Annotated in this window: 23 protein-coding genes and 2 tRNA genes; 21 read left to right on the forward strand and 4 right to left on the reverse strand. The window is 56.4% G+C overall.

Annotated features, from left to right (window positions below):
• The first annotated feature begins 22 nt into the window (after positions 1-22).
• The 3 genes from cgtA (at position 23) to RX972_RS23465 (ending at position 3093) form a co-directional block, all read left to right on the forward strand.
• Positions 23-1246 carry an Obg family GTPase CgtA gene (cgtA, locus tag RX972_RS23455; protein ID WP_099271017.1) on the forward strand — a complete coding sequence of 408 codons (1224 nt, stop codon included), beginning with the start codon at positions 23-25 and terminating at the stop codon, positions 1244-1246.
• A 103-nt stretch (positions 1247-1349) separates the two neighbouring features.
• Positions 1350-2468 carry a glutamate 5-kinase gene (gene proB / locus RX972_RS23460; protein ID WP_231677354.1) on the forward strand — a complete coding sequence of 373 codons (1119 nt, stop codon included), beginning with the start codon at positions 1350-1352 and terminating at the stop codon, positions 2466-2468.
• Between the two features lie 154 nt (positions 2469-2622).
• Entirely contained in the window at positions 2623-3093 is a 471-nt protein-coding gene (locus tag RX972_RS23465) for a CreA family protein (protein WP_231677342.1), read from the forward strand.
• 249 nt (positions 3094-3342) lie between these two features.
• On the opposite strand, the gene rpsT is transcribed toward RX972_RS23465, so the two are convergent.
• The gene (rpsT, locus tag RX972_RS23470; protein WP_027899711.1) at positions 3343-3621 is read right to left on the reverse strand and encodes a 30S ribosomal protein S20; all 279 of its coding nucleotides are present in this window, start codon (positions 3619-3621) and stop codon (positions 3343-3345) included.
• Between the two features lie 252 nt (positions 3622-3873).
• Between rpsT and murJ the strand changes: the two genes are divergently transcribed.
• The 6 genes from murJ (at position 3874) to ispH (ending at position 11278) form a co-directional block, all read left to right on the forward strand.
• Positions 3874-5412, forward strand: coding sequence for a murein biosynthesis integral membrane protein MurJ (gene murJ / locus RX972_RS23475; RefSeq protein ID WP_027899712.1), 1539 nt, complete (start codon positions 3874-3876; stop codon positions 5410-5412).
• A gap of 132 nt (positions 5413-5544) precedes the next feature.
• Positions 5545-6471, forward strand: a complete 927-nt coding sequence (gene ribF / locus RX972_RS23480; RefSeq protein WP_027899713.1) for a bifunctional riboflavin kinase/FAD synthetase — start codon at positions 5545-5547, stop codon at positions 6469-6471.
• A gap of 20 nt (positions 6472-6491) precedes the next feature.
• The gene (ileS, locus tag RX972_RS23485) at positions 6492-9323 is read left to right on the forward strand and encodes an isoleucine--tRNA ligase (RefSeq protein WP_231677343.1); all 2832 of its coding nucleotides are present in this window, start codon (positions 6492-6494) and stop codon (positions 9321-9323) included.
• A complete protein-coding gene (gene lspA / locus RX972_RS23490) occupies positions 9316-9819 on the forward strand; it encodes a signal peptidase II (RefSeq protein WP_027899715.1) in 504 nt (167 codons plus the stop codon). Before ileS ends, lspA begins: the two co-directional genes overlap by 8 nt.
• Positions 9812-10264 (forward strand): peptidylprolyl isomerase, encoded by a 453-nt coding sequence (locus RX972_RS23495; protein WP_027899716.1) that lies wholly within the window; start codon positions 9812-9814, stop codon positions 10262-10264. Before lspA ends, RX972_RS23495 begins: the two co-directional genes overlap by 8 nt.
• 66 nt (positions 10265-10330) lie before the next feature.
• Positions 10331-11278: a 4-hydroxy-3-methylbut-2-enyl diphosphate reductase gene (gene ispH / locus RX972_RS23500; protein ID WP_027899717.1), complete on the forward strand. Its 948-nt coding sequence runs from the start codon at positions 10331-10333 to the stop codon at positions 11276-11278.
• 135 nt (positions 11279-11413) lie between these two features.
• Here ispH and RX972_RS23505 read toward each other — a convergent pair whose 3' ends face one another.
• Positions 11414-11911, reverse strand: coding sequence for a GspH/FimT family protein (locus RX972_RS23505; RefSeq protein WP_316879069.1), 498 nt, complete (start codon positions 11909-11911; stop codon positions 11414-11416).
• Between the two features lie 131 nt (positions 11912-12042).
• Here RX972_RS23505 and RX972_RS23510 point away from each other — a divergent pair, with 131 nt between their 5' ends.
• Genes RX972_RS23510 through thiO form a run of 7 tightly spaced genes read left to right on the forward strand, consistent with a single transcriptional unit; the run spans position 12043 to position 19018 of the window.
• Positions 12043-12522 carry a GspH/FimT family pseudopilin gene (locus tag RX972_RS23510; RefSeq protein WP_027899719.1) on the forward strand — a complete coding sequence of 160 codons (480 nt, stop codon included), beginning with the start codon at positions 12043-12045 and terminating at the stop codon, positions 12520-12522.
• The gene (pilV, locus tag RX972_RS23515; RefSeq protein ID WP_316879074.1) at positions 12515-13039 is read left to right on the forward strand and encodes a type IV pilus modification protein PilV; all 525 of its coding nucleotides are present in this window, start codon (positions 12515-12517) and stop codon (positions 13037-13039) included. The genes RX972_RS23510 and pilV overlap by 8 nt, the downstream gene beginning before the upstream one ends.
• Positions 13036-13743: a PilW family protein gene (locus tag RX972_RS23520; RefSeq protein ID WP_316879076.1), complete on the forward strand. Its 708-nt coding sequence runs from the start codon at positions 13036-13038 to the stop codon at positions 13741-13743. Before pilV ends, RX972_RS23520 begins: the two co-directional genes overlap by 4 nt.
• 11 nt (positions 13744-13754) lie before the next feature.
• Positions 13755-14258 (forward strand): PilX N-terminal domain-containing pilus assembly protein, encoded by a 504-nt coding sequence (locus RX972_RS23525; protein ID WP_316879078.1) that lies wholly within the window; start codon positions 13755-13757, stop codon positions 14256-14258.
• Positions 14245-17463, forward strand: a complete 3219-nt coding sequence (locus RX972_RS23530; RefSeq protein WP_316879080.1) for a pilus assembly protein — start codon at positions 14245-14247, stop codon at positions 17461-17463. Before RX972_RS23525 ends, RX972_RS23530 begins: the two co-directional genes overlap by 14 nt.
• 12 nt (positions 17464-17475) lie before the next feature.
• Positions 17476-17877, forward strand: coding sequence for a type IV pilin protein (locus RX972_RS23535; protein ID WP_316879082.1), 402 nt, complete (start codon positions 17476-17478; stop codon positions 17875-17877).
• Positions 17878-17905: 28 nt separating this feature from the next.
• Positions 17906-19018 (forward strand): glycine oxidase ThiO, encoded by a 1113-nt coding sequence (gene thiO / locus RX972_RS23540; protein ID WP_316879084.1) that lies wholly within the window; start codon positions 17906-17908, stop codon positions 19016-19018.
• Between the two features lie 71 nt (positions 19019-19089).
• On the opposite strand, the gene RX972_RS23545 is transcribed toward thiO, so the two are convergent.
• Both RX972_RS23545 and RX972_RS23550 read right to left on the reverse strand, forming a co-directional pair.
• Positions 19090-19329 (reverse strand): PP0621 family protein, encoded by a 240-nt coding sequence (locus tag RX972_RS23545; protein WP_316879086.1) that lies wholly within the window; start codon positions 19327-19329, stop codon positions 19090-19092.
• Positions 19330-19679: 350 nt separating this feature from the next.
• Positions 19680-20693: an outer membrane protein assembly factor BamD gene (locus RX972_RS23550; RefSeq protein WP_316879088.1), complete on the reverse strand. Its 1014-nt coding sequence runs from the start codon at positions 20691-20693 to the stop codon at positions 19680-19682.
• Between the two features lie 148 nt (positions 20694-20841).
• Here RX972_RS23550 and rluD point away from each other — a divergent pair, with 148 nt between their 5' ends.
• The 5 genes from rluD to RX972_RS23575 all read left to right on the forward strand — a co-directional run bounded on the left by rluD (position 20842) and on the right by RX972_RS23575 (position 25824).
• Entirely contained in the window at positions 20842-21804 is a 963-nt protein-coding gene (gene rluD, locus RX972_RS23555) for a 23S rRNA pseudouridine(1911/1915/1917) synthase RluD (protein ID WP_087272735.1), read from the forward strand.
• Positions 21801-22532: a peptidoglycan editing factor PgeF gene (pgeF, locus tag RX972_RS23560; RefSeq protein WP_316879093.1), complete on the forward strand. Its 732-nt coding sequence runs from the start codon at positions 21801-21803 to the stop codon at positions 22530-22532. The genes rluD and pgeF overlap by 4 nt, the downstream gene beginning before the upstream one ends.
• A gap of 269 nt (positions 22533-22801) precedes the next feature.
• Positions 22802-25366, forward strand: coding sequence for an ATP-dependent chaperone ClpB (clpB, locus tag RX972_RS23565; protein ID WP_099271005.1), 2565 nt, complete (start codon positions 22802-22804; stop codon positions 25364-25366).
• A 284-nt stretch (positions 25367-25650) separates the two neighbouring features.
• A tRNA-Asn gene (locus RX972_RS23570) sits at positions 25651-25726 on the forward strand.
• A gap of 21 nt (positions 25727-25747) precedes the next feature.
• A tRNA-Pro gene (locus RX972_RS23575) sits at positions 25748-25824 on the forward strand.

Below are 25824 nucleotides of genomic sequence, written 5' to 3' on the forward strand. Positions count from 1 at the left end.
CCTGTGGCGGGAGGCGTGCGTTATGAAATTTGTAGATGAAGTATCCATTCGAGTAAAGGCCGGTGACGGTGGCAACGGTTGCATGAGCTTCCGTCGCGAAAAATTCATCGAAAACGGCGGTCCTAACGGCGGTGATGGTGGTGATGGCGGCTCGATCTTCATGGTCGCCGACGAAAACCTCAATACCCTGGTTGACTACCGTTACACCCGTCACTTTGATGCTGAGCGCGGTTCCAACGGCGGCAGCGCTGACTGCACCGGCAAGAAGGGTGAAGAGTTGGTGTTGCGTGTGCCGGTAGGTACTACGGTCATCGACGCCAGTACCCAGGAGATCATCGGCGACCTGACTAAAGCTGGTCAGCGTTTGCTGGTGGCAATGGGTGGGTGGCACGGTCTGGGTAACACCCGATTCAAGTCCAGTACCAACCGTGCGCCACGTCAGACTACGCCGGGCAAGCCGGGCGACCAGCGTGACCTCAAGCTTGAGTTGAAAGTATTGGCTGATGTGGGTCTGTTGGGTTTGCCGAACGCTGGCAAAAGTACCTTCATTCGCTCTGTGTCTGCTGCCAAGCCGAAAGTCGCTGACTATCCGTTCACTACCCTGGTGCCAAACCTGGGTGTGGTCAGCGTCGATCGCTGGAAGAGCTTTGTGGTTGCGGACATTCCAGGTCTGATCGAGGGCGCTTCCGGTGGTGCAGGCCTCGGCATTCGCTTCCTCAAGCACCTGGCGCGTACTCGCTTGTTGCTGCACCTCGTTGATATGGCCCCGCTGGATGAGAGCAGCGCTCCGGATGCTGCGGAAGTCATCGTTAACGAGCTGGTCAAGTTCAGTCCTTCTCTGGCTGAGCGTGATCGCTGGCTGGTGCTTAACAAATGCGACCAGATTCTCGAAGAGGAGCATGAAGCTCGCGTCAAGGAGATCGTTGATCGTCTTGAGTGGACAGGTCCTGTCTACGTGATCTCGGCCATTGCCAAAGAAGGCACCGAGCAGCTTAGCCGCGACATCATGCGTTATCTCGAAGAGCGTGCTCAGCGCATTGCTGAAGAGCCCGGCTATGCTGAAGAGCTGGCGGAGCTGGATCAGCGCATCGAAGATGAGGCGCGTGCTCAGTTGCAGGCACTGGATGACAAGCGTGCATTGCGTCGTAGCGGCGTGAAGAGCGTGCATGACATCGGTGAAGATGATTGGGACGAAGAAGATGAGGATGATGAAGACGGTCCGGAAATCATTTACGTCCGTGACTGATCCTCTGCAGTAAACTAGACGCCGCTTAGAGATAAGCGGCGTTTTTGTATCTGATATCTTGAATTTGTATCTACCAAAATTCTCTGGCTAAGGTTGGAAGATGATGCGCAGCAAAGTGACAGGTGCCCGACGCTGGGTCGTAAAGATTGGCAGTGCCTTGCTGACTGCGGATGGCAAGGGGCTGGATCGTGCGGCGATGGGTGTTTGGGTCGAGCAGATGGTGGCGCTGCATGAGGCGGGCGTTGAGTTGGTCCTGGTTTCCTCCGGGGCTGTGGCTGCCGGTATGAGCCGTTTGGGCTGGACGTCGCGACCTAGTGCCATGCATGAGCTGCAAGCTGCCGCTGCAATTGGTCAGATGGGGCTGGTTCAAGCGTGGGAGTCCAGCTTTGCCGAGCATGGCCGCCATACGGCGCAGATTCTGCTGACTCATGACGACCTGTCCGATCGCAAGCGCTACCTGAATGCTCGCAGTACGCTGCGTACTCTGGTTGATCTGGGTGTCGTTCCAGTAATCAATGAAAACGACACTGTCGTGACCGACGAAATTCGCTTTGGCGACAACGATACCCTGGCGGCGTTGGTGGCGAACCTGGTTGAGGCCGACTTGCTGGTGATCCTCACGGATCGCGACGGCATGTTCGATGCCGATCCGCGTAACAATCCTGAAGCGCAGTTGATCTACGAAGCGCGTGCTGATGATCCGGCCCTTGATGCTGTTGCGGGCGGTACGGGTGGTGCGCTGGGCCGTGGTGGCATGCAGACCAAATTGCGTGCTGCACGATTGGCGGCTCGTTCGGGGGCTCACACGGTGATTGTCGGTGGGCGCATTGAGCGCGTGCTTGCGCGCCTTAAAGGCGGTGAGCGTCTGGGGACGCTGCTGTCTCCTGAGCGTGAAATGCTCGCAGCTCGCAAGCAGTGGCTGGCGGGGCACTTGCAGACTCGCGGCACTCTGGTTCTGGATGAGGGTGCCGTGGCTGCGCTGAGCAAGGATCACAAAAGTCTGCTGCCTGTTGGGGTCAAGCTGGTCCAGGGCAGCTTCCGTCGTGGCGAAATGGTTGTGTGCGTTGCGCCTGACGGTCGCGAAGTTGCGCGTGGGCTGAGTAACTACAGCGCTCTTGAGGCGCAGAAAATTATTGGTCAGTCGTCGGAAGCAATCGTGCGTGTGCTGGGCTATATGGCCGAGCCTGAGCTGGTGCATCGGGATAATCTGATTCTGGTTTGAAATGCTGTTCCTGCACCTGTAGGAGCGCGCTTGCCCGCGATTGCGTCAGGTCAGGCAGTACATTTTGGTTGACTCGGCGCAATCGCGGGCAAGCGCGCTCCTACGGGGTCTGCGTTCGCCGGTAGCTAGCTTTCCACAAGATAAGGAACACGTAATGCGCGTAACGAAGGGACTGCTCGGGGCTTTGCTGGTGTTGCCGATGCTGGCTTCTGCGGAAGAGATTGGTCAGGTGTCGACGGTGTTCAAACTCGTTGGCCCGAATGATCGAATTGTGGTCGAGGCTTTTGATGATCCCAAGGTCGATGGCGTGACTTGCTATCTTTCGCGCGCCAAGACGGGTGGGGTGAAGGGTGGTCTGGGTCTGGCCGAAGATCGCGCCGAGGCATCCATCGCTTGTCGTCAGGTCGGCCCCATTCATTTCAAGGGTGAGTTGAAGGACGGCGACGAGGTCTTCAAAGAGCGCACTTCCCTGGTGTTCAAAACCATGCAGGTTGTGCGCTTCTTCGATAAAAAGCGTAATGCGCTGGTTTATCTGGTGTACAGCGACCGGATCATCGAAGGAAGTCCGCAGAATGCGGTGACTGCGATTCCGATTCTGCCGTGGTCTCCTGCTCCCGCGCCGTGATGCTGTTCCTGGCACCGCGCTGTCCTTGGTCGGCATGCGGCTTGTAGGAGCGCGCTTGCCCGCGATTGCGTCAGAGCGGCCCATGCATTCATTGGTTGATAGAATCTAGCCGCGGGCAAGCGCGCTCCTACAGGTCCTGTGTCTATCTCGTGACTGTGTAGTGTTAGGAGCAAGTGCGATTATTCAACAAATTGCAGGCAACAAAAAACCGACCCTTGGGTCGGTTTTTTTACGGCTTAAGCTTATCGCTTAGGCTGCAGCAGCAACGCTCAGGTCTTTGATGTGACCGTTCAGGCGGCTTTTATGACGAGCAGCTTTGTTCTTGTGGATGATGCCTTTATCGGCCATACGGTCGATAACTGGCACGGCCAGAACATAAGCAGCTTGTGCTTTTTCAGCGTCTTTTGCGTCGATGGCTTTAACTACATTCTTGATGTAGGTACGAACCATGGAACGCAGGCTGGCGTTGTGGCTGCGACGCTTCTCAGCCTGTTTTGCACGTTTTTTGGCGGAAGGTGTGTTGGCCACCGTCGAGCTCCTCGAAAGACTTTTTAGGGAATAGCTTACAAAATAGGCCGCGAATCATGCCGATGACTGGATTGATTGTCAAGGGGTGGTGATCGGTTCCGCCGAGTGGTCGCTATGTTCGACCGGGATATTTATTTCCGGTGCGCGACCTGTAAACTCGCCGGCTTTGCCTCTGTGCTTTTGCGGCGCGGAGTATCGCATAAATGGACAGGTTTATCGCCCTGTCCTTTAGCCAAGGCGCTAAATTCTTCAATGAACCTACTCAAATCGTTGGCTGCCGTCAGCTCTATCACCATGCTTTCCCGGGTGTTGGGCTTCGTTCGAGACACTATTATTGCGCGCACATTTGGCGCGGGAATGGCGACGGATGCCTTCTTTATTGCTTTCAAATTGCCGAATCTGCTGCGCCGGATTTTCGCTGAAGGTGCGTTCTCTCAGGCCTTCGTGCCGATTCTGGCGGAATATAAAAGCCAGCAAGGCGAGGAGGCGACGCGCACGTTTGTCGCGTATGTCACCGGGCTCCTGACGCTGGTCCTGGCGTTGGTCACGCTGCTGGGGATTATCGCTGCGCCTTGGGTGATTTGGGCCACTGCGCCGGGTTTTGTCGATACGCCGGAAAAATTCGCGCTGACCACTGACCTGTTGCGCGTGACCTTTCCTTATATATTGCTGATTTCCCTGTCGTCGCTGGCGGGCGCGATTCTCAATACCTGGAACCGCTTTTCGGTCCCGGCCTTCGTGCCAACGCTGCTCAACGTCAGCATGATTTTTTTCGCCCTGTTCCTCACGCCTTATTTTGACCCTCCGGTAATGGCGCTGGGCTGGGCGGTTCTGGTCGGGGGGCTTTTGCAACTGCTCTATCAACTGCCGCACCTGAAAAAGATCGGCATGCTGGTACTGCCGCGTTTGAATCTGCATGACACCGGTGTATGGCGGGTAATGAAGCAGATGCTGCCTGCCATCCTTGGCGTATCGGTCAGTCAGATTTCTCTGATTATCAATACGATATTTGCCTCGTTCCTTGTCGCCGGTTCAGTCTCCTGGATGTACTACGCCGACCGTTTGATGGAGTTGCCGTCCGGTGTGCTGGGTGTGGCGCTGGGTACTATTCTTCTGCCGATCCTGTCGAAAACCTATGCCAGCAAGGACCGTCAGGAATATTCGCGGATTCTCGACTGGGGTCTGCGCCTGTGTTTTGTGCTGGTCCTGCCGTGCACGCTGGCGCTGGGGATTCTGGCTGAACCGTTGACCGTTTCCCTGTTTCAATACGGTAAATTCGACGCGGTGGATGCGGCCATGACCCAGCGGGCGCTGATCGCTTACTCGGTGGGTTTGCTGGGCATCATTGTGATTAAAGTGCTCGCACCGGGGTTTTACGCCCAACAAAATATTCGCACCCCGGTGAAAATCGCGATTTTCACCCTTATTGTCACTCAACTGCTTAACCTGGTTTTTATCGTACCGCTGCAGCATGCCGGTCTGGCCTTGGCGATCAGCGTTGGCGCCTGCATTAATGCGATGCTTTTGTTCTGGCAGTTGCGCAAGCAGGATCTGTTTCAGCCGCAGCCAGGATGGACGAAGTTTCTCTTTAAGCTGTGTCTGGCGGTCGGGGTGATGTCTGGCGTGCTGCTTGGTCTGATGCATGTGATGCCGGCCTGGAGCGACGGGCAGATGCTTGAGCGCTTCATTCGTCTCGGCGGGCTGGTGGCGGCTGGGGTTGTGGCTTATTTCGCGACCCTGTTGCTATTGGGTTTTCGCCTCAAGGATTTCGCCCGCAGCGCAGTACTGTAAGCAATAGTTGTAACGGGGAGTCGTCGGTTTTTCCCGTCGTGGAGCGATGACTATTGTTTTGCCTTGGCGTGTTCCTGTCGTCCGGGGCTGTGTGTGGTTATAATCGGCCACTTTATGAGCAAGAAGTGCGTTATGCAGCTGGTTCGAGGCCTCCATAATCTTCGCCCCCAGCATCGGGGCTGCGTCGCCACCATTGGCAACTTTGACGGTGTTCACCGGGGCCACCAGGCTATCCTGGCTCGCTTGCGTGAACGTGCGGTCGAGTTGGGAGTGCCCAGCTGTGTGGTGATTTTCGAGCCGCAGCCGCGTGAGTTCTTTGCTCCGGCCACTGCTCCGGCCCGTCTCGCACGCTTGCGTGACAAGCTGGAGCTGCTGGAGGCCGAGGGCGTTGATCGGGTGTTGTGTCTGGCGTTCAATCAGCGCTTTAGTAAGCTCAGCGCGGCAGAATTTGTCGATACGATATTGATCGACGGGCTCGGCATCCAACATCTTGAGGTAGGCGATGATTTCCGTTTCGGTTGCGACCGAATGGGAGACTTCGACTTCCTGCAACAAGCGGGCGATGCCCGTGGTTTTACGGTTGAGGCGGCGCAGACCGTCGAAATCGATGGCGTTCGCGTCAGCAGTACCAAGGTGCGTAATGCCCTGGCCGTGGCGGATTTCGCTTTGGCCGAGCGCATGCTCGGGCGACCGTTCCGGATTACCGGACGTATCCTGCACGGCCAGAAGCTGGCTCGGCAGTTGGGCACTCCCACCGCCAACGTGCAGCTCAAACGGCGTCGTGTGCCGCTGACCGGGGTTTATCTGGTCAGTGCAAGCATTGATGGCAAGACCTGGCCGGGCGTCGCCAATATTGGCGTGCGTCCGACCGTGGCAGGTGATGGCAGTGCCCACCTTGAAGTACATCTTCTGGACTTTGCCGGTGATCTTTACGACCGGCGTTTGACGGTGGCTTTCCACCATAAGCTGCGTGATGAGCAGCGTTTCGCCTCCCTGGAGGCGCTCAAGACGGCAATCAATGCGGACGTCGCCGCCGCCCGTGCCCATTGGCATGGCTAACCGCTAATCAAGAGCCTGAAATGACCGACTACAAAGCCACGCTAAACCTTCCGGACACCGCCTTCCCAATGAAGGCCGGCCTGCCCCAGCGCGAGCCGCAAACTCTGCAGCGCTGGGACAGCATTGGCCTGTACCAGAAGCTGCGCGAAATTGGCAAGGATCGTCCGAAGTTCGTTCTGCACGACGGTCCTCCTTACGCCAACGGCTCTATTCATATCGGTCACGCCGTTAACAAGATTCTCAAGGACATGATCCTGCGCTCGAAAACGCTTTCGGGTTTCGACGCGCCTTATGTTCCGGGTTGGGACTGCCACGGTCTGCCGATCGAGCACAAAGTTGAAGTGACTCACGGCAAGAACCTGTCTGCGGACAAGACTCGCGAGCTGTGCCGCGCTTATGCTTCCGAGCAGATTGAAGGGCAAAAGTCCGAGTTCATTCGCCTGGGTGTTCTGGGCGACTGGAGCAATCCCTACCTGACCATGAACTTCACCAACGAAGCCGGCGAAATCCGGGCGCTGGCGGAAATGGTCAAAGGTGGCTTCGTGTTCAAGGGCCTCAAGCCCGTGAACTGGTGCTTCGACTGCGGTTCGGCTCTGGCTGAAGCAGAAGTTGAATATCAGGATAAAAAATCCTCGACCATCGACGTGGCGTTCCCGATCGCTGACGAAGAGAAGCTGGCCAAGGCATTCGGTCTGGATGCATTGAGCAAACCTGCGGCCATCGTGATCTGGACCACCACCCCGTGGACCATCCCGGCCAACCAGGCGCTGAACGTTCATCCCGAGTTCGAATACGCGCTGGTTGATGTTGGCGACAGGCTGCTGGTGCTGGCCGCAGAGCTGGTTGAAAGCTGCCTGACCCGTTACAAGCTGGAAGGCTCGGTTATCGCCACTGCGAGCGGTGCTGCGCTGGAGTTGATCAACTTCCGTCACCCATTCTACGACCGCCTGTCGCCAGTCTACCTGGCTGATTACGTCGAGCTGGGCGCTGGCACGGGCGTCGTTCACTGCTCGCCTGCTTATGGCGTCGACGACTTCGTGATCAGCAAAAGTTATGGTTTGACCAACGATGAAATCATCAGCCCGGTGCAAAGCAACGGTGTGTATGTTGAGTCGCTGGAGTTCTTCGGTGGCCAGTTCATCTTCAAGGCCAACCAGGCAATCATCGACAAACTGGCCGAAGTCGGCAGCTTGATGGACACCGAAACCATCACGCACAGCTACATGCACTGCTGGCGTCACAAGTCGCCGCTGATCTATCGCGCTACCGCGCAATGGTTCGTGGGCATGGACAAACAGCCTGAGTCCGGCGACACCCTGCGTGAGCGCGCGGTCAAGGCTATCGAAGACACCCAGTTCGTTCCGGCATGGGGTCAGGCGCGCCTGCACTCAATGATCGCCAACCGTCCTGACTGGTGCATTTCGCGTCAGCGTAACTGGGGCGTGCCGATCCCGTTCTTCCTGCACAAGGAAAGCGGTGATCTTCACCCGCGTACCGTTGAGTTGATGGAAGAAGTCGCCCAACGCGTCGAGAAAGAAGGCATCGAAGCCTGGTTCAAGCTGGACGCCGCGGAGCTGTTGGGTGACGAAGCGTCGAAGTACGACAAGATTTCCGACACGCTGGACGTCTGGTTCGACTCCGGTACTACGCATTGGCACGTGCTGCGCGGTTCACACCCGATGGGTCATGAGACCGGTCCACGCGCCGACCTGTACCTTGAAGGTTCCGACCAACACCGTGGCTGGTTCCATTCGTCGTTGTTGACCGGCTGCATGCTGGACGACCACGCGCCTTACCGCGAATTGCTGACCCACGGCTTTGTCGTCGACGAAAACGGTCGCAAGATGTCCAAGTCGCTGAACAACGTTGTGGCGCCGCAGAAGGTCAATGATTCGCTGGGCGCAGATATCATGCGTCTGTGGGTGTCGGCGACCGACTACTCTGGTGAAATGGCTGTTTCCGATCAGATCCTGCAACGCAGCGCTGATGCCTACCGCCGTATCCGCAACACTGCCCGCTTCCTGCTCTCTAACCTGAGCGGTTTCAATCCGGCGACCGATATCCTGCCGCCGGAAGAAATGCTGGCGCTGGATCGCTGGGCGGTAGACCGGGCCTTGCTGCTGCAACGCGAGCTGGAAGAGCATTACGGCGAATACCGTTTCTGGAACGTGTATTCCAAGATCCACAACTTCTGCGTGCAGGAGTTGGGTGGTTTCTATCTGGACATCATCAAGGACCGCCAATACACCACGGCCGCGGACAGCACTGCACGTCGCTCCTGCCAGACCGCGTTGTTCCATATCTCCGAAGCGCTGGTGCGCTGGATCGCGCCGATCCTGGCATTCACTGCTGACGAGCTGTGGCAGTTCCTGCCGGGCGAGCGTAACGAATCGGTCATGCTCAACACCTGGTACCAGGGGCTGAGCGAGATGCCGGCTGACTTCGAGCTGGACCGCGCCTATTGGGAGCGGATCATGGCGGTGAAGGTCGCGGTCAACAAGGAAATGGAAAACCTGCGTGCAGCCAAGGCGATTGGCGGCAACCTGCAGGCCGAAGTGACTCTGTATGCTGAAGACGCACTGGTCGCGGACCTGTCGAAACTGAGCAACGAACTGCGCTTTGTGCTGATCACCTCCACGGCCAGCGTCGCGCCATTGCTCGATGCTCCAGCCGATGCGGTAGTGACCGAAGTGGCGGGTCTGAAGCTCAAGGTGGTCAAGTCCGGTCATGCCAAGTGCGCCCGTTGCTGGCATCACCGTGCTGACGTGGGTGTGAACCCTGAGCACCCGGAAATCTGCGGCCGTTGCGTAGACAATATCAGCGGTGCAGGCGAGGTTCGTCACTATGCCTAATACAGGTTATGGACGTCTGGCCTGGCTCTGGTTGAGCCTGTTGGTCCTGGTCGTTGACCAGGCCACCAAGTACTACTTCGAGCACCGCCTGGAGTTGTACGAGCAAATCGTGATCATCCCTGACTACTTCAGCTGGATGCTCGCTTACAACACTGGCGCGGCGTTCAGCTTCCTGGCCGACAGCTCGGGCTGGCAGCGCTGGCTGTTCGCCCTGATCGCCGTCGTGGTCAGTGTGGTGCTGGTGGTCTGGCTCAAACGTTTAGGGCGTGATGACACCTGGCTGGCCATTGCTCTGGCATTGATACTGGGCGGCGCGCTCGGCAACTTGTACGACCGTGTCGCTATCGGTCACGTCATCGATTTCATTTTTGTTCATTGGAAAGAGCACGGCTTCCCGGCATTCAATATCGCTGACAGCGCCATTACTGTTGGTGCGATCATGCTGGCGCTGGACATGTTCAAGAGCAAAAAAACCGGAGAAACCGTTAATGACTGAACAGTTATTGACCGAGCAACGCATCGGTCAGAACACGGAAGTCACTCTGCATTTTGCTTTGCGCCTGGAGAACGGCGAAACAGTCGACAGCACCTTTGACAAGGCTCCGGCCACGTTCAAGGTGGGTGACGGCAACCTGCTGCCTGGTTTTGAAGCGGCGCTGTTCGGTTTCAAGGCTGGAGACAAGCGCACTGTGCAGGTTCTGCCGGAAAATGCCTTTGGTCAGCCGAACCCGCAAAACGTACAGATCATCCCGCGTTCGCAGTTCCAGGACATGGAGCTGTCGGAAGGCTTGCTGGTGATCTTCAATGATGCGGCCAATACTGAGCTGCCGGGTGTGGTGAAAGCTTTCGATGACGCGCAAGTGACCATCGACTTCAATCACCCGCTGGCGGGCAAGACCCTGAGCTTCGAAGTGGAAATCTTCGAGGTCAAGGCGCTTTAAGCACGCTTGAACCTGAGCCCGGCCTGCTACGGCCGGGCTGTTTCGCACGTAGACACGAGGCCCCCCATGCAAATCAAACTCGCCAACCCCCGCGGCTTCTGCGCTGGAGTGGATCGTGCGATCGAAATCGTCAATCGCGCCCTGGAAGTGTTTGGCCCGCCGATCTATGTGCGCCATGAAGTGGTTCATAACAAATTCGTTGTCGAAGACCTGCGCGCTCGTGGCGCGATCTTCGTCGAAGAGCTGGATCAAGTACCTGACGACGTAATCGTGATCTTCAGTGCCCATGGTGTTTCACAAGCCGTACGTACTGAAGCGTCGGGTCGTGGCCTGAAAGTGTTCGATGCGACGTGTCCGCTGGTGACCAAGGTTCACATCGAAGTCGCACGTTATAGCCGCGACGGTCGCGAATGCATTCTGATAGGCCACCAGGGGCATCCGGAAGTTGAAGGCACCATGGGGCAGTACGATGCCAGCAACGGTGGTGCGATCTATCTGGTCGAGGATGAAGAGGACGTCGCCAACCTGCAGGTGCGTAATCCTGAAGCCCTGGCGTTCGTGACCCAGACTACGTTGTCCATGGACGACACCAGCCGCGTTATTGATGCCCTGCGCACGCGATTCCCGGCGATTGGCGGGCCGCGCAAGGATGACATTTGCTACGCCACTCAAAACCGGCAGGATGCGGTCAAGCAGTTGGCCGACGAGTGCGACGTGGTATTGGTCGTTGGCAGTCCGAACAGCTCGAACTCCAACCGGCTGCGTGAGCTGGCCGAGCGCATGGCAACCCCGGCCTATCTGATCGATGGCGCTGAAGACATGCAACGTGCCTGGTTCGATGGCGTCGGGCGCATCGGCATCACCGCAGGTGCTTCCGCGCCGGAAGTGCTGGTGCGTGGCGTGATCCAGCAACTGCACGCCTGGGGCGCGACCGGTGCTGACGAGCTGGCTGGCCGCGAAGAGAACGTGACCTTCTCGATGCCCAAGGAACTGCGGGTCAAGTCGTTGTTGTAATCCGGCAAACACACACTGTAGGAGCTGCCGAAGGCTGCGATCGCGGTATGCCAGGTTAAATGCCTCGCAGCCTTCGGCAGCTCCTACGGAAAATGCGTTTGCCGGTGGAAGTCGGTAGGACCCGATTCAGATGAATTAACCGCAAAGCTCTTCTGTCTTCGTTTCACTCTCAATTTGGACCCTGCCGGTTTTGGCCATCACCACCGCGTGGTGGCTTACGGCTTTTTTTGTGTCACAAACGAACAACTTTCCTGCAACAAAGCCATTACCTGCTGGAACACCCAGCGCGCTAAAGCGAATTTGCCTGACGAAATGAAAATTTCCAAAAATAGGCACTTTCCCGCTTCGAGTGCGCTCCGTCAGCACCAGATCATCTTCGCTGCCTTTCGGGTCCACAACGATCTGCCAGCCCTTGCTCCAATCCTTATCAATCGCCCGGATCACCACAGGCTGACTTCGTAAAATCGCTTCCGTGCGTGCTGTGCGTATCCCGCTGGCCAGTTGTTGCGCGGCATCAATGCGGCGCTGACTCATCAGGAATTCACTGAAAGCCGGAGCGGTGAGGGTGACAACTATTCCGACGACCAGCATCGTCACTGCCAGCTCAATGATCGTGAAACCTGCGTGTTTCATACATTTCCCTCCCTGGAAATTCTCATTTGGATGCCATGCGGGCATTCGTCCCTGTCAAACTACCGTACATCCTTGTTTACAGTTTCAGGCGGGGATGCTGTCCTATAGTCGTAACGTCTAGGAGACACTCAATGACCCAGCGATCCAAGGGGTTCACCCTCGTCGAATTGTTAATCACTGTGTCGTTGGTTGGGATACTCGCGGCTATCGCCATTCCCAGTTTCAATAGCTCGATACAGAGTTCAAAGGCTGATACCGAAGTCAGTGACCTTCAGCGCGCGCTCAACTATGCGCGGCTTGAGTCGATAAACCGTGGAGTGAATGTTCAGGTGCGGCCCAACGTCGACGGTGCCGGCTGGAATACCGCTCTCAAAGTGGTGCTTTCATCGAATCAATCAAGCGACGCTGCGTTACGTGTAACGGCTCCAATGAGTAGCGGCGCTGCACTTGCGGTCCCGAATGTCACCCTGATCGAGTTCAATAACCTCGGCGGCCTTTCGGCCCCGGCCACGGCGGTTGCAATGACTTACACACTAGGCACAGCGATCACCAAGACGGTGTATGTATGCTTGAACGGCCGAATTGTTTCGAGTGGAAATTGCAATGGGTAAGGGAAGAAAAGGCAGCCAGATCGGCATGACGCTGATCGAGGTGTTGGTGTCGGTGTTGATATTGGGCATCGGCCTCTTGGGGGCTGCGGCCATCCAGCTGAACGCCCTGAGGTATACCGACAGCTCGGCTATGACCAGTCAGGCGAGCTTCATTGCCTATGACATGATGGATCGTATTCGGGCCAATGTTGACGGGAATGCAACTAACAATGGGGCCAACGTTTTGGCCAGTTATACCTTGGCCTCACTGGCAGCGGCACCTGTAGGCAATATGAATAACGCGGTCTCTCAGGATCTGGCCGACTTTAGTGCCAATATCACTAATTTCGCGGGTACAGCAGGCGCTAATAGCAAGATTGAGATTAATAAACCCTTAGTGAAGATCACCGTCACATGGGATGACACCCGTGCCGCGGCAGCAAGTGACAACTCGCTGGGCAAAACGACAGGCGCGACCAATCCGCAACAGTTTGTGCTGAGTTCGCAAATCGGTTTCGGCGATGTGGTGACACCATGAAAAGGTGCGCCCGAGGATTTGGCCTGATCGAGATCATGGTTGCAATGGTCTTGGGCCTGATCGTGAGCATGGGGATCGTGCAGATATTTATTGCCTCCAAGGGCACGTATCAGTCACAGGACGCTGCGGCACGTATGCAGGAAGATGCGCGTTTTGCTCTCAGCAAGTTGGTGCAGGAAATTCGCATGACCGGGATGTATGGCTGCCTCAATTTTGAAGTACCTGCTGTTGCCCCCGCAATTGCAAAGCCTGATGATCTCATTAACCCGATTCTTTGGGATAACGCCACCAACACGCTCACACTGATCACCGCAGACGTAGGCACGTCGGGTAACGAACCTACCTGGACTATTATTTCGGATTGCAGAAGCTTCGCCCGGCTCTATAGCGGCGTCCGGGCAGCAGGTGTTGGAGAAACCAGTTTCCCTATCCGTAAGATCATTTACACCCTGAACGGCACTGATCTGAGAGTGAAAGTCGGTAATGGCAGCGACTCAGCGCAACCACTCATAAGCAATGTAAGTCGATTCACCGTAGATTTTGGTATCACCGGATCACCAATGTCCTATACCGGGGTTATCAACAGCTCCGCTTTGGCATCCAGTATTCGCAGTGTGCGCCTGACCCTGACGTTATCTGATCCAGCGGGCAAAGTGCGTAATCAAACCTATAACGTCGTTGCCGCCCTGCGTAACCGGTTCTGATGAGAATTGCCATGAATAGAAGATCGCGGGTTGCCTCGTCAGGATTCCCCTCGCAGCAGAAAGGCATGGTGCTGCTGGTCAGCCTGGTCTTTTTGCTCCTGCTGACTTTGATCGGCGTCTCGTCGATGCAGAACGCCACTTTGCAGGAAAAAATGGCGGGTAGTGTAGGCGTGCGCAACAAATCCTTTCAGGCGGCGGAAGCGATCTTGCGAGTGGGCGAATCACAGATTCAGAAGTCGGGCTATTCGCTAGCGGCTTGCACGAGTACCACGACTTGCGCGCCCCCCACCGATTCAACGACTGTTACTCAGGTGAGCAACAGTTCTGCTGGTGTCCCTTGGGTAGCGGAGGCCGGCGGTTTTTACGTCATTCAGAATATTGGTCCGACAAAAGCGCCAATCATTCTGCCACCCACCTGTTCTGCCGGGGCTTCAGTTACGCTTTATCGCGTTACAGCAAGCATCCTCCAGGGGGTGTCGAGAACGGTATTGGAGAGTATTTATGCCTATTGCTAATTTGCCGGGCCGTTTTCTGAAAGTTTTGTATGGCGCTTTACTGGCGTTGTATCTGGCAGCCCCTGCTTATGCATTCACGCCCGCGCAAGTGCCGTTGCTGAGTTCGCCCGCCGTGCCGCCGAATTTGATGTTGCTGGTGGATAACTCGGGGAGTATGTACAACATTATCTGGTCGTCGGCTTTTGACCCGACGGTAAAGCGCACAGATGTCAGTTATTTTTCAACTCAGTGCGTGAACGCCATCGGGGTTATCGTTATATGTCCCTTCGAGACCACCATTTCCGGAGATGAGACGTTAACTCTGGGAGATATTAACAGTCGCGGCGTCATCCTCGGGATTTCGCTGAATTGCATACTAGGTGGAGTGCCGATTCGCCGCAGTGGCATTACCTATTGTCTGGACTTGCCGGATCCAGCAGGTAACGGACTCACTCGCTACACAGCCAACTATTTGTCCTGGTTGATTGATTCCGTCCAGCCTATCAGGGTATCGGTCCTCGGCATTGGGCTGGTGATTGTGTATTACAAGGATTACACCAACGGCAGCATCCCCAATGACTACCGGATGAACGTGGCGAAAACCGTTGCAACCAATCTGGTGACCAACAATACATCGTTGCGGATCGGGCTGGCGCAGTTCAATGAGCCCAACAACAACGACCTGGGCCCCGGTGGGCGTATTTCCAGAATGATCACTGACCTCTCACCGGTGACAGCAACAGTTTATCAGCCGAATGGTGTTAGTCAGGCGCAAGCCAATACCAATATCACTAATCTGAAGAACGCTATCGCAGCGCTGACGCCTTCAGCCAATACGCCACTGGCTGAAACCTACTATGAGATAACCCGCTATTTTCGCGGAATGACTTCGTATTACCCCAGCGCACAGACGACCTACACCAGCCCGATTCAATACAGGTGCCAAAAGAACTACGGGGTCGTCATCACTGATGGTTTGCCCACCTATGACAGAACTTTTCCGACTGATGATCCGGATGACGTTGCCGATAGCTCGCGATCTTTGCCAAACTGGGATTTAAACGCCGCCAATGATGGCCCGGGCGGTGACGGCGAAGGTGATACTCTTTACCTGGATGACGTGGCGAAATTCGCATATGACATTGATATGCGTAAAGCATCTAACGGCACTGACCTGACCGGTAAAAGCTGGGACACCACTGGCTTTAATCAGCAGAACATGAGTACTTATACCGTCGGCTTTACCCTGAATGCCCAGATGCTGATTGACGCCGCTGATAATAATCATGGGCATGGTACTTACTATCAAACCAATGACAGTGCTGGACTCACCGCCGCGCTCAATCTGGCCTTGAGTGATATTTATGCCAAGGTCGGTTCTGGCGGAGGTGGTGCTGCGAATTCCACTACACTGACCTCCAGTACGAGCTTCTATCAGACGCTTTATGACCCGACGGATTGGCACGGCACCATCAAGGCTTACAATCTTGATGCAACGACAGGCGCTCAGCAAACTACACCCACGTGGAGCACTGACTCACAAATCACCAGCACCAATCCAGGGGCGCTTTTCGAGTCGTGGAATACCTCGACTCTGGCAAAGATCACCCTGGCTTACGCCAACTTCTCAACGCCGCAAAAAGCTATCCTTGATGCCAACTTGCCGACAGGTGTAACCGGAACACAGCTTATCGCCTGGACTCAAGGTACCGCTAATGCAAAGTTGCGCACACGAACACGGCTCTTGGGCGATATTGTCAACTCGCCTCTTGCTGCTGCACTGCCAACCGAAAAAACCTCAGCCGACCTGACCGGTAATTTTTCGTACGCGACGTATCTGGCTGCCAAAGCCGCCAACATGAATTACAACCTCTTGGTGAATACCAATGATGGCTTCTTCAACGTCATTAACCCCGACACCGGGGTCAGACGCTACGCGTATATGCCGTCAACTGCGCTGGCTTCGCTGTCGACTATAGCCTCCACAAACTACGGCTCAGGCGTGCACAAGTTTACCGTTGATGGCGAGATATCAGTTTTTGACACCCAGCTTGATACTTCATGGGGGACCGTGGCATACGGCGGAACTGGCGCGGGTGGCAAAGCTTATTTTGCGGTGAGTTTGTTCAAGGGTAGCAGTAACACAGTAGGGGCATTGTGGGAGGTTAAAGCGCCTGATACGTCGACGCCAAACAATCAGTTCAACAATCTGGGGTATGCCTACTCCAAGCCTGATATGGCGCGTATGGCCAACGGCACTGGTATTGTCGTCATAGGTAACGGCTACGGAAGCTTTACCGGCAATGCCTCTTTATTTGTGCTCAACGCGGCGACCGGCGCATTGATAAAGGAAATTCCTATCCCTGCCCAGACCGGTGAAACCGATAACGGCCTCTCGTCGGTCAAGTTGCGGGTCAACGCGCAGAACGTTGTGCAGGCTGCTTATGCGGGTGACTTGAAAGGACGTTTGTGGAAGTTCGATCTGAGCAGTGCTGCTGCAACCGGCTGGGGAGTGGCATTGGCTAACAAGCCGCTGTTCACTGCACCCGGTGGGGCGGCACAACCCATCACTGTGCAACCAATGTTGTTGTATCACCCCATCAACGGGATGATGGTTTATTTCGGCACCGGCAAATTCAGCGAAGTCGCTGATAAGGTGACGACAGGGCAGCAGGCGTTCTACGCCATCTGGGATTCGGACAACGGCGTCGGTGGAATCGTGCAGAGCGGCCTGCAAGCGCAGAGCATTACAGGCACTGTCAACGGTAGCAATGCTACTTACTACACCACCTCCAGCAATGATGTGGACTGGGCTGTCAAAAAAGGCTGGTATCTGCCCCTGGCCACCACTGCGCCTTTGGTGGGGGAGCGAGTTATCTATCCGGCATTTACCACCCGTGGGCGAGTCGTCTTTACCACAGCAGCCGTTAACTCAGACGATCCCTGCGAAGCTACCGGGACTTCACGCCTGTTTGAGCTGGACCCCGCCAAGGGCGGCATGCTCAATTATCAGGTTCTTGACACCAACGGTGATGGCAGGATCGACGCAAGTGATACCAAAGTAGCGGGAAGGTATACCGGTACCGGGGTTATCAGGTCGGGAGCCGTCGTGACTGGCCCTTTCAATGACACCAAATATCTGATCGACTCCAGCGGCGCTCCGCTCTATTTACCGGAAAAAGGTGGCAGCGCCTATCAGCGCATCATGTGGCGGCAAATACAGTAAGGAATACGGTGTATGCGAAGCAGATCAACAGGCTTTACCTTGATCGAACTCATGATTGTCGTAGCGATTGTGGGTATTCTGGCGGCCATCGCTTATCCCAGTTACACGGAATATGTGAGGCGGACCCACAGGGCGGAAATTGCGAGTTTGTTGACTGAGCAGGTCCAGGCGCTGGAGCGCTATTACTCACGAGCGACCCCTGTCGCTACTTATGTTGGAGCTACTGTTTCGGGTGGGAATAGCTACTACAACATCGTACCAACGCTGAATGCCGCCGATTTCAAGCTATCGGCTACAGGCAAAGATATGATGGCCAATGACAAGTGTGGTGTGTTTACGATTACCAATACCGGTAAATTCGATAACGAAGGTGCCGCCAGCGGTGTCACTCGCAAAGACTGCTGGGGCCGCTGATCCCCCAATTCTTTTGAACGAGAACAAGATGTCCAGGCAGCAGGTTGTGATTGTTGGCGGTGGTGTGATCGGTTTGTTGACCGCTTTCAACCTCGCATCCGAAGTTGATCAGGTCATTCTTGTGGACCGTTCCGGTGTCGGGCAAGAAGCGTCGTGGGCGGGCGGTGGCATTGTTTCCCCGCTCTACCCGTGGCGCTATAGCCCCGCAGTCACAGCATTGGCGCACTGGTCGCAGGATTTCTATCCACAACTGGCGGAGCGTCTGTTTGCACAGACCGGGGTCGATCCCGAGGTGCACACCACCGGTTTGTATTGGCTGGATCTGGATGACGAGCAGCAAGCGTTGGAGTGGGCAGTCCGAGAGGCGCGACCGCTCAGCGCTGTGGATATCTCGGCGGTTCACGACGCTGTGCCCGTGCTGGGCGAGGGTTATGAGCGTGCGATCTACATGGCCAACGTTGCCAATGTGCGCAATCCGCGATTGGTCAAATCCCTGAAAGCGGCATTACTGACGCTGCCTAATGTCACTGTCCATGAGCAAAGTGCGGTGACTGGCTTTGTCCGTCAAGGTTATCGGGTGGTGGGCGTGAGCACGTCATCCGGGGATATTTTCGGGGATCAGGTGGTTCTTGCGGCAGGTGCCTGGAGCGGAGAGTTGCTCAAGACCCTTGGCCTTGAACTGCCGGTTGAGCCGGTCAAAGGCCAGATGATTCTGTACAAGTGCGCGTCGGATTTTCTACCGAGTATGGTGCTGGCCAAGGGGCGATATGCGATCCCTAGGCGTGACGGGCATATCCTGGTGGGGAGTACCCTGGAGCACGAGGGCTTCGACAAAACCCCAACCGATGTGGCGCTGGAAAGCCTCAAGGCTTCTGCGGTGGAGCTGCTTCCCGCGTTGGCGGATGCTCAGGTGGTGGGGCACTGGGCTGGTCTGCGTCCGGGCTCGCCTGAAGGTATTCCCTATATTGGCCCAGTGCAGGGCTTTGAAGGCCTATGGCTCAACTGTGGCCATTACCGTAACGGCCTGGTGTTGGCGCCCGCATCCTGCCAGTTGCTGGCAGACCTGCTGATTGGGCGCGAGCCGGTGATTGATGCGGCACCCTATGCGCCGGAGGGCAGGGTAGCTGTGTTCCACAAGTGAGTTGTTCGCGAGGCGCTGTGTCAGGCACAACGCCTCGCGGGCACGATCATTCCGTCATAAATCAGTGTGACTCAGCGATCACGAGTCGCCGGGCCTTCCAGACGATGTGCCTCACTGCAATACCATTGCTGCCCCTGATTGAGGGCGCGATCCTGAGGCAAATGCACACCGCATTGAGCGCAGCGGACCATCGGTGCTGCCACGCCTTCAGAGGGCGGAGCTCTGCGACGTGGGGCAGGCGGGTTGAGCAGACGCTTGACGAACCACACAACCGCCGCGATCAGCGCGACCCACATAATTAAGCGAATCATGATTTCCAGCTTAGTGATTGGAGATTTGGCAGTGTAGCGAAGCAGAGGCTATTGGAATAGCTTCAGCCCGCAGGACTGGCTTTAGCCGGGAAGTCGTCTCTCCTGCAAGTTGGTCATTGTCCATCAGACTGTAATCCTTCAATGGGAATGCATTTTCTGTAGGAGCTGCCGAAGGCTGCGAAGCGTTTCTCCGGACACACCGCCATCGCAGCCTTCGGCAGCTCCTACAGGTCACATGTTTGCTGCGCTACAGCGTAGTGTCAGGGACACCGGGGTGAACTCCTACAGAACACTCAACATCGGGGCGCAAAAAAAGAGGCCCGCAGGCCTCTTTCTTGTTAACGCTGGTATCAGTCAAACATACCAAACGTCATGTAGCTGAACCACGAGCGGTCTTTTTCGCCTTTCGCATCGCGTTCCTGCTCGTCGAGCTCTTCCTGATTTTCCGGCAGCAGCTCACGCGGGATGGCTTGCTTGGCGTCTTCGTACTGCTTGATCACGTCCTGGTTGGCGCGGGTTTCACCCGGCGGCAGCGGCGGATTGCTTTCGATCAGGCCCAAAGTTGCCTTGGACAGCCACGAGCGGTTGTCCGCTTCGGCTTCACGCGGTACGAACTGACCGTCAACCAGTTGTGGATGGTTCGGGTAGTTAGCCTTGAGCACTTCCAGGCTGGTAGCCGCCAGATCGTCCAGATGCAGACGCTGATAGGACTCGACCATCACCGCCAGGCCATCACCCACGGATGGGGTTTCCTGGAAGTTTTCGATCACGTAACGGCCACGGTTGGCGGCAGCGACATAAGCCTGACGAGTCAGGTAGTAGTCGGCAACGTGGATTTCGTAGGAGGCCAGCAGGTTGCGCAGATAAATCATGCGCTGCTTGGCATCCGGCGAATAGCGGCTGTTCGGGTAGCGACTGGTCAGTTGCGCGAACTCGTTGAACGAGTCACGCGCGGCACCCGGGTCACGTTTGGTCTGGTCCAGCGGCAGGAAGCGCGCCAGCAGGCCAACGTCCTGGTCGAACGAAGTCAGGCCTTTCATGTAATAGGCGTAGTCGACGTTCGGGTGCTGCGGGTGCAGGCGGATAAAGCGTTCGGCAGCGGATTTCGCAGCTTCCGGCTCACCGTTCTTGTAGTTCGCGTAAATCAGTTCGAGCTGTGCCTGATCAGCATAGCGACCGAATGGATAACGCGACTCCAGCGCCTTGAGCTTTTCTGTGGCAGTCGAATAGCTGTTGTTACCCAGGTCGGCCTGCGCCTGCTGGTACAGCTCGACTTCGCTCAGGTTTTCGTCAATCACTTCCTTCGACGAGCAGGCAGCGGTGAGTGCGAGGATGGCTATCAGCAGCAGGTGTTTCACTTGCATGGCGGCTTGCGTCCCTATAACGGTCGCTGTCTTGGGCGTGACCGTCCTGTTATGATGAGCACCCCGCGGAACCCCCGGGGCAAAAGACGCCGTATTTAACCACAAGCGCGCTGCCGAAACCAAAGGCTAGCCGCCACCTAGTCTGGCCATGTCCGAAAATATAGAACTTCGCGCAGAGGTGCCGTCCGAATTGGGCGGTCAACGCCTCGATCAAGTCGCCGCACAATTATTCGCTGAGCACTCTCGCTCGCGCCTTTCTGCCTGGATCAAGGACGGCCGTCTGACGGTTGACGGAGGCGTCTTGCGCCCCCGTGACATCGTACACGGTGGTGCTGTCCTGCAATTGATTGCAGAGCAGGAGGCCCAGGGAGAATGGCTCGCTCAGGACATCGAACTCGATATCGTCTATGAAGACGATCAGATCCTGGTCATCAACAAGCCTGCCGGTCTGGTGGTGCATCCCGCTGCCGGTCACGCTGATGGCACGCTGCTCAATGCCTTGCTGCACCACGTGCCGGACATTATCAATGTGCCGCGCGCCGGTATCGTGCACCGTCTCGACAAGGACACCACCGGTCTGATGGTGGTCGCCAAGACGATTCAGGCACAGACCCAGCTCGTCACTCAGTTGCAAAGCCGTACCGTGAGCCGCATTTACGAGTGCATCGTGATCGGTGTTGTCACGGCCGGTGGCAAGATCGACGCGCCGATTGGCCGCCACGGTCAGCAACGTCAGCGCATGGCGGTCATGGAAGGCGGCAAGCAGGCGGTGAGTCATTACCGCGTGCTTGAGCGTTTCCGGTCCCACACCCATGTGCGGGTCAAGCTGGAAACCGGCCGTACCCACCAGATTCGTGTGCACATGGCCCACATCAACTACCCGTTGGTGGGTGATCAGGCTTACGGCGGTCGTTTCCGCATTCCGCCAGCCGCCAGTGTGACCATGGTCGACTCGTTGAAAACCTTCCCGCGTCAGGCGCTTCATGCGCGTTTCCTGGAGCTGGATCATCCGACCACCGGTAAGCGCATGAGCTGGGAATCGCCGCTGCCTGACGATTTCGTCTGGCTGCTGTCGCTGCTCAAGCAGGATCGCGAGGCGTTCATCGGGTGAGTGACTGGCTGATTCCCGACTGGCCCGCGCCTGCGGGGATCAAGTCCTGCGTCACAACCCGTAACGGCGGCGTCAGTCTGGCGCCGTTCGACAGTTTCAATCTGGGCGATCATGTTGATGATGATCCGCAAGCCGTCGCTGCCAATCGCCTGCGTCTGACCTCGGAGCTGAATATTCAGGCTGCCTGGCTCAAGCAAGTGCATGGCGTGGTGGTTGCTGAGGCCGACCCGACCCAAGTGGTCGAGGCTGACGCCAGCTGGACTGCAACGCCGGGCATTGCCTGTACCATCATGACCGCCGATTGCCTGCCTGCTCTTTTCTGTGATCGGGCCGGTACGCGTGTGGCGGCTGCTCACGCCGGTTGGCGTGGTCTGGCCGCCGGTGTGCTGGAGGCAGCAGCCGACAGTCTGCAAGTGGCCCCTGAGGACATCATGGTCTGGCTTGGCCCTGCCATTGGCCAGCCTTCCTTTGAAGTGGGTGGGGAAGTTCGTGAGGCTTTTATAAGCACGCATCCGCAAACTGACGCTGCTTTTATACCCAGCAAAAATCCTGGCCGGTTCATGGCCGACATCTACGCCCTTGCTCGCTTGCGACTGGCGGCCCACGGAATCACTGCTGTTTATGGCGGTGGCTTCGATACCTTCACTGATCCTCGCTTCTATTCCTACCGCCAGAACGCTCGCAACGGTCGCTTTGCTTCGCTGATCTGGATAGATCCAGTCAGGTAGGAGCGAACTTGTTCGCGAAAAAGGGTGCAGCCGATAGATAAACGTCGCCTGCCGCCCAATCTCGCGAACAAGTTCGCTCCTACCGGCACGGTCCCCGTGCGGGAATTCATTCATGAGGCTATCGTTCAGACGTCTCACTGGATTGCTGATCTGCGTCAATCAATTTCAGCTTGAATCTCACGCAATTGCCCGCATGTAGTGGGCATCCAGCAGGTTTTTTTCATAGGTGTGTTTATTTGCTCCGGCCTGCTTATATAGGAAGGTGACTAATGCGTATCGATAGATTGACCAGCAAATTACAGTTAGCGTTATCCGATTCCCAATCCCTGGCGGTAGGTCTTGACCATCCGGCCATCGAGTCTGCGCACTTGATGCAGGCGTTGCTTGATCAACAGGGCGGCACCATCAAGCCACTGCTGCTGCAGGTGGGCTTCGACATCAACAGCCTGCGTAAAGAATTGAGCAAAGAGCTCGACCAATTGCCGAAAATCCAGAACCCGACGGGCGACGTGAATATGTCCCAGGATCTGGCGCGTTTGCTTAATCAGGCAGATCGTCTGGCGCAGCAGAAGGGCGACCAGTTCATCTCCAGCGAGTTGGTCTTGCTGGCGGCCATGGACGAAAACAGCAAGCTGGGCAAATTGCTGCTCGGCCAGGGTGTCAGCAAGAAAGCGCTGGAAAATGCCATCAGCAACCTGCGCGGCGGCTCGGCAGTCAACGACCCCAATGTCGAAGAGTCGCGCCAGGCTCTGGATAAATACACCGTCGACCTCACCAAGCGCGCCGAAGAAGGCAAGCTCGATCCAGTGATCGGCCGTGACGACGAAATCCGTCGGACGATCCAAGTGCTGCAACGCCGCACCAAGAACAACCCGGTGCTGATCGGCGAACCTGGCGTGGGTAAAACTGCCATCGCTGAAGGTCTTGCTCAGCGCATCATTAATGGTGAAGTGCCGGATGGCCTCAAAGGCAAGCGCTTGCTGTCTCTGGACATGGGCGCACTGATCGCCGGTGCCAAGTTTCGGGGTGAGTTCGAGGAGCGCCTGAAATCGCTGCTCAATGAGCTGTCCAAACAGGACGGCCAGATCATCCTGTTCATCGACGAACTGCACACCATGGTCGGCGCCGGTAAAGGCGAAGGCTCCATGGATGCGGGCAACATGCTCAAGCCTGCGTTGGCGCGTGGCGAGTTGCATTGTGTCGGTGCGACCACGCTTAACGAGTACCGCCAATATATAGAGAAGGACGCGGCCCTTGAGCGGCGCTTCCAGAAAGTGCTGGTGGATGAGCCGAGTGAAGAAGACACCATCGCGATCCTGCGTGGCTTGAAGGAACGCTACGAGGTTCACCACAAAGTGGCGATCACTGACGGCGCGATCATTGCGGCCGCCAAGCTGAGCCACCGTTACATCACCGATCGGCAGTTGCCGGACAAGGCCATTGACCTGATCGACGAAGCGGCCAGCCGTATTCGTATGGAAATCGACTCCAAGCCGGAAGTGCTCGACCGTCTTGAACGCCGTCTGATCCAGCTGAAGGTTGAATCCCAGGCATTAAAGAAAGAAGACGACGAAGCTGCGATCAAACGTCTGGAAAAACTTCAGGAAGAAATCGTCCGCCTGGATCGTGAATACGCTGATCTGGAAGAAATCTGGACCTCGGAAAAAGCCGAGGTCACCGGCTCTGCGCAGATTCAGCAGAAGATCGAACAATCGCGTCAGGAGCTGGAAGCAGCTCGTCGGCGTGGCGACCTGAATCGCATGGCTGAATTGCAGTACGGGATCATTCCCGACCTGGAGCGCAGCCTGCAAATGGTCGACCAGCATGGCAAGCCTGAGAATCAGTTGCTGCGCAGTAAAGTGACTGAAGAGGAGATCGCCGAAGTCGTCTCCAAGTGGACCGGGATCCCTGTGTCGAAGATGCTCGAAGGTGAGCGCGACAAGCTCCTGCGTATGGAAAGCCTGCTGCACCAGCGCGTGATTGGTCAGAACGAAGCGGTGGTTGCTGTTTCCAACGCGGTACGTCGCTCTCGTGCCGGTTTGTCTGATCCGAATCGCCCAAGTGGTTCGTTCATGTTCCTCGGCCCAACCGGTGTTGGTAAGACCGAGCTGTGCAAGGCGCTGGCGGAGTTCCTGTTCGACACTGAAGAAGCCATGGTGCGTATCGATATGTCCGAGTTCATGGAGAAACATTCCGTGGCTCGACTGATTGGTGCACCACCAGGCTATGTAGGTTATGAAGAAGGCGGTTATCTCACCGAGGCGGTGCGTCGCAAGCCTTACTCCGTGATCTTGCTGGACGAAGTGGAGAAGGCGCATCCGGATGTGTTCAACATCTTGCTGCAGGTGCTGGAAGACGGTCGCCTGACTGACAGCCATGGTCGTACAGTGGACTTCCGCAATACCGTGATCGTCATGACCTCCAACCTGGGCTCGGCGCAGATCATCGAGCTTTCCGGGGATCGCGAAGCACAGCGCGCGGCGGTGATGGATGCGGTAAGCAATCACTTCCGGCCGGAGTTCCTGAACCGTATCGACGAAGTGGTGATCTTCGAACCTCTGGCCCGCGACCAGATTGCCGGCATTACGGATATTCAGCTGGCTCGCCTGCGCAGCCGTCTGACCGAACGCGAACTGAAACTGGAGCTGAGCCCCGAGGCGATGGATAAACTCATCGCGGTGGGTTACGACCCGGTTTACGGTGCTCGTCCGCTCAAGCGTGCTATCCAGCGCTGGATCGAGAACCCACTGGCGCAGTTGATTCTGTCGGGTGGTTTCATGCCCGGCTCCAGCGTCACCGGCACAGTGGTCGACGACGAAATCGTCTTCAACTGATGGGGTCTGCAGTTCAGGCTCGCCAGCGATGGGTTATTGCAGGTGAGCCTGGCGCTGCTGATTGATGGATTTGCGAGGGCCGAAAGGCCATCTGAAAAAAAATCGCAAATCATTGTCTTAAAAGCAATTTAAGGGGTTGACACCTCTTTTTAAAATTGTAGAATAGCGCGCCTCAGAGACGTGAACGCAGCGATGCAAACACATCGAAGAGGCTGAATTAACAAGTTAACAGCGCGTTAGTTCAGAGCAGTAAGTTGCAAAAGTTGCATCTGAAATCGATACGTTCCGCGATAGCTCAGTTGGTAGAGCAAGTGACTGTTAATCACTGGGTCCCTGGTTCGAGTCCAGGTCGTGGAGCCAGATTTCAATATGTAGCTGTATCGGGGTATAGCGCAGTCCGGTAGCGCGCCTGCTTTGGGAGCAGGATGTCAGGAGTTCGAATCCCCTTACCCCGACCA

This window comes from Pseudomonas syringae group sp. J309-1 (assembly GCF_032582135.1).
GTDB classification, from domain to species: domain Bacteria; phylum Pseudomonadota; class Gammaproteobacteria; order Pseudomonadales; family Pseudomonadaceae; genus Aquipseudomonas; species Aquipseudomonas quasicaspiana.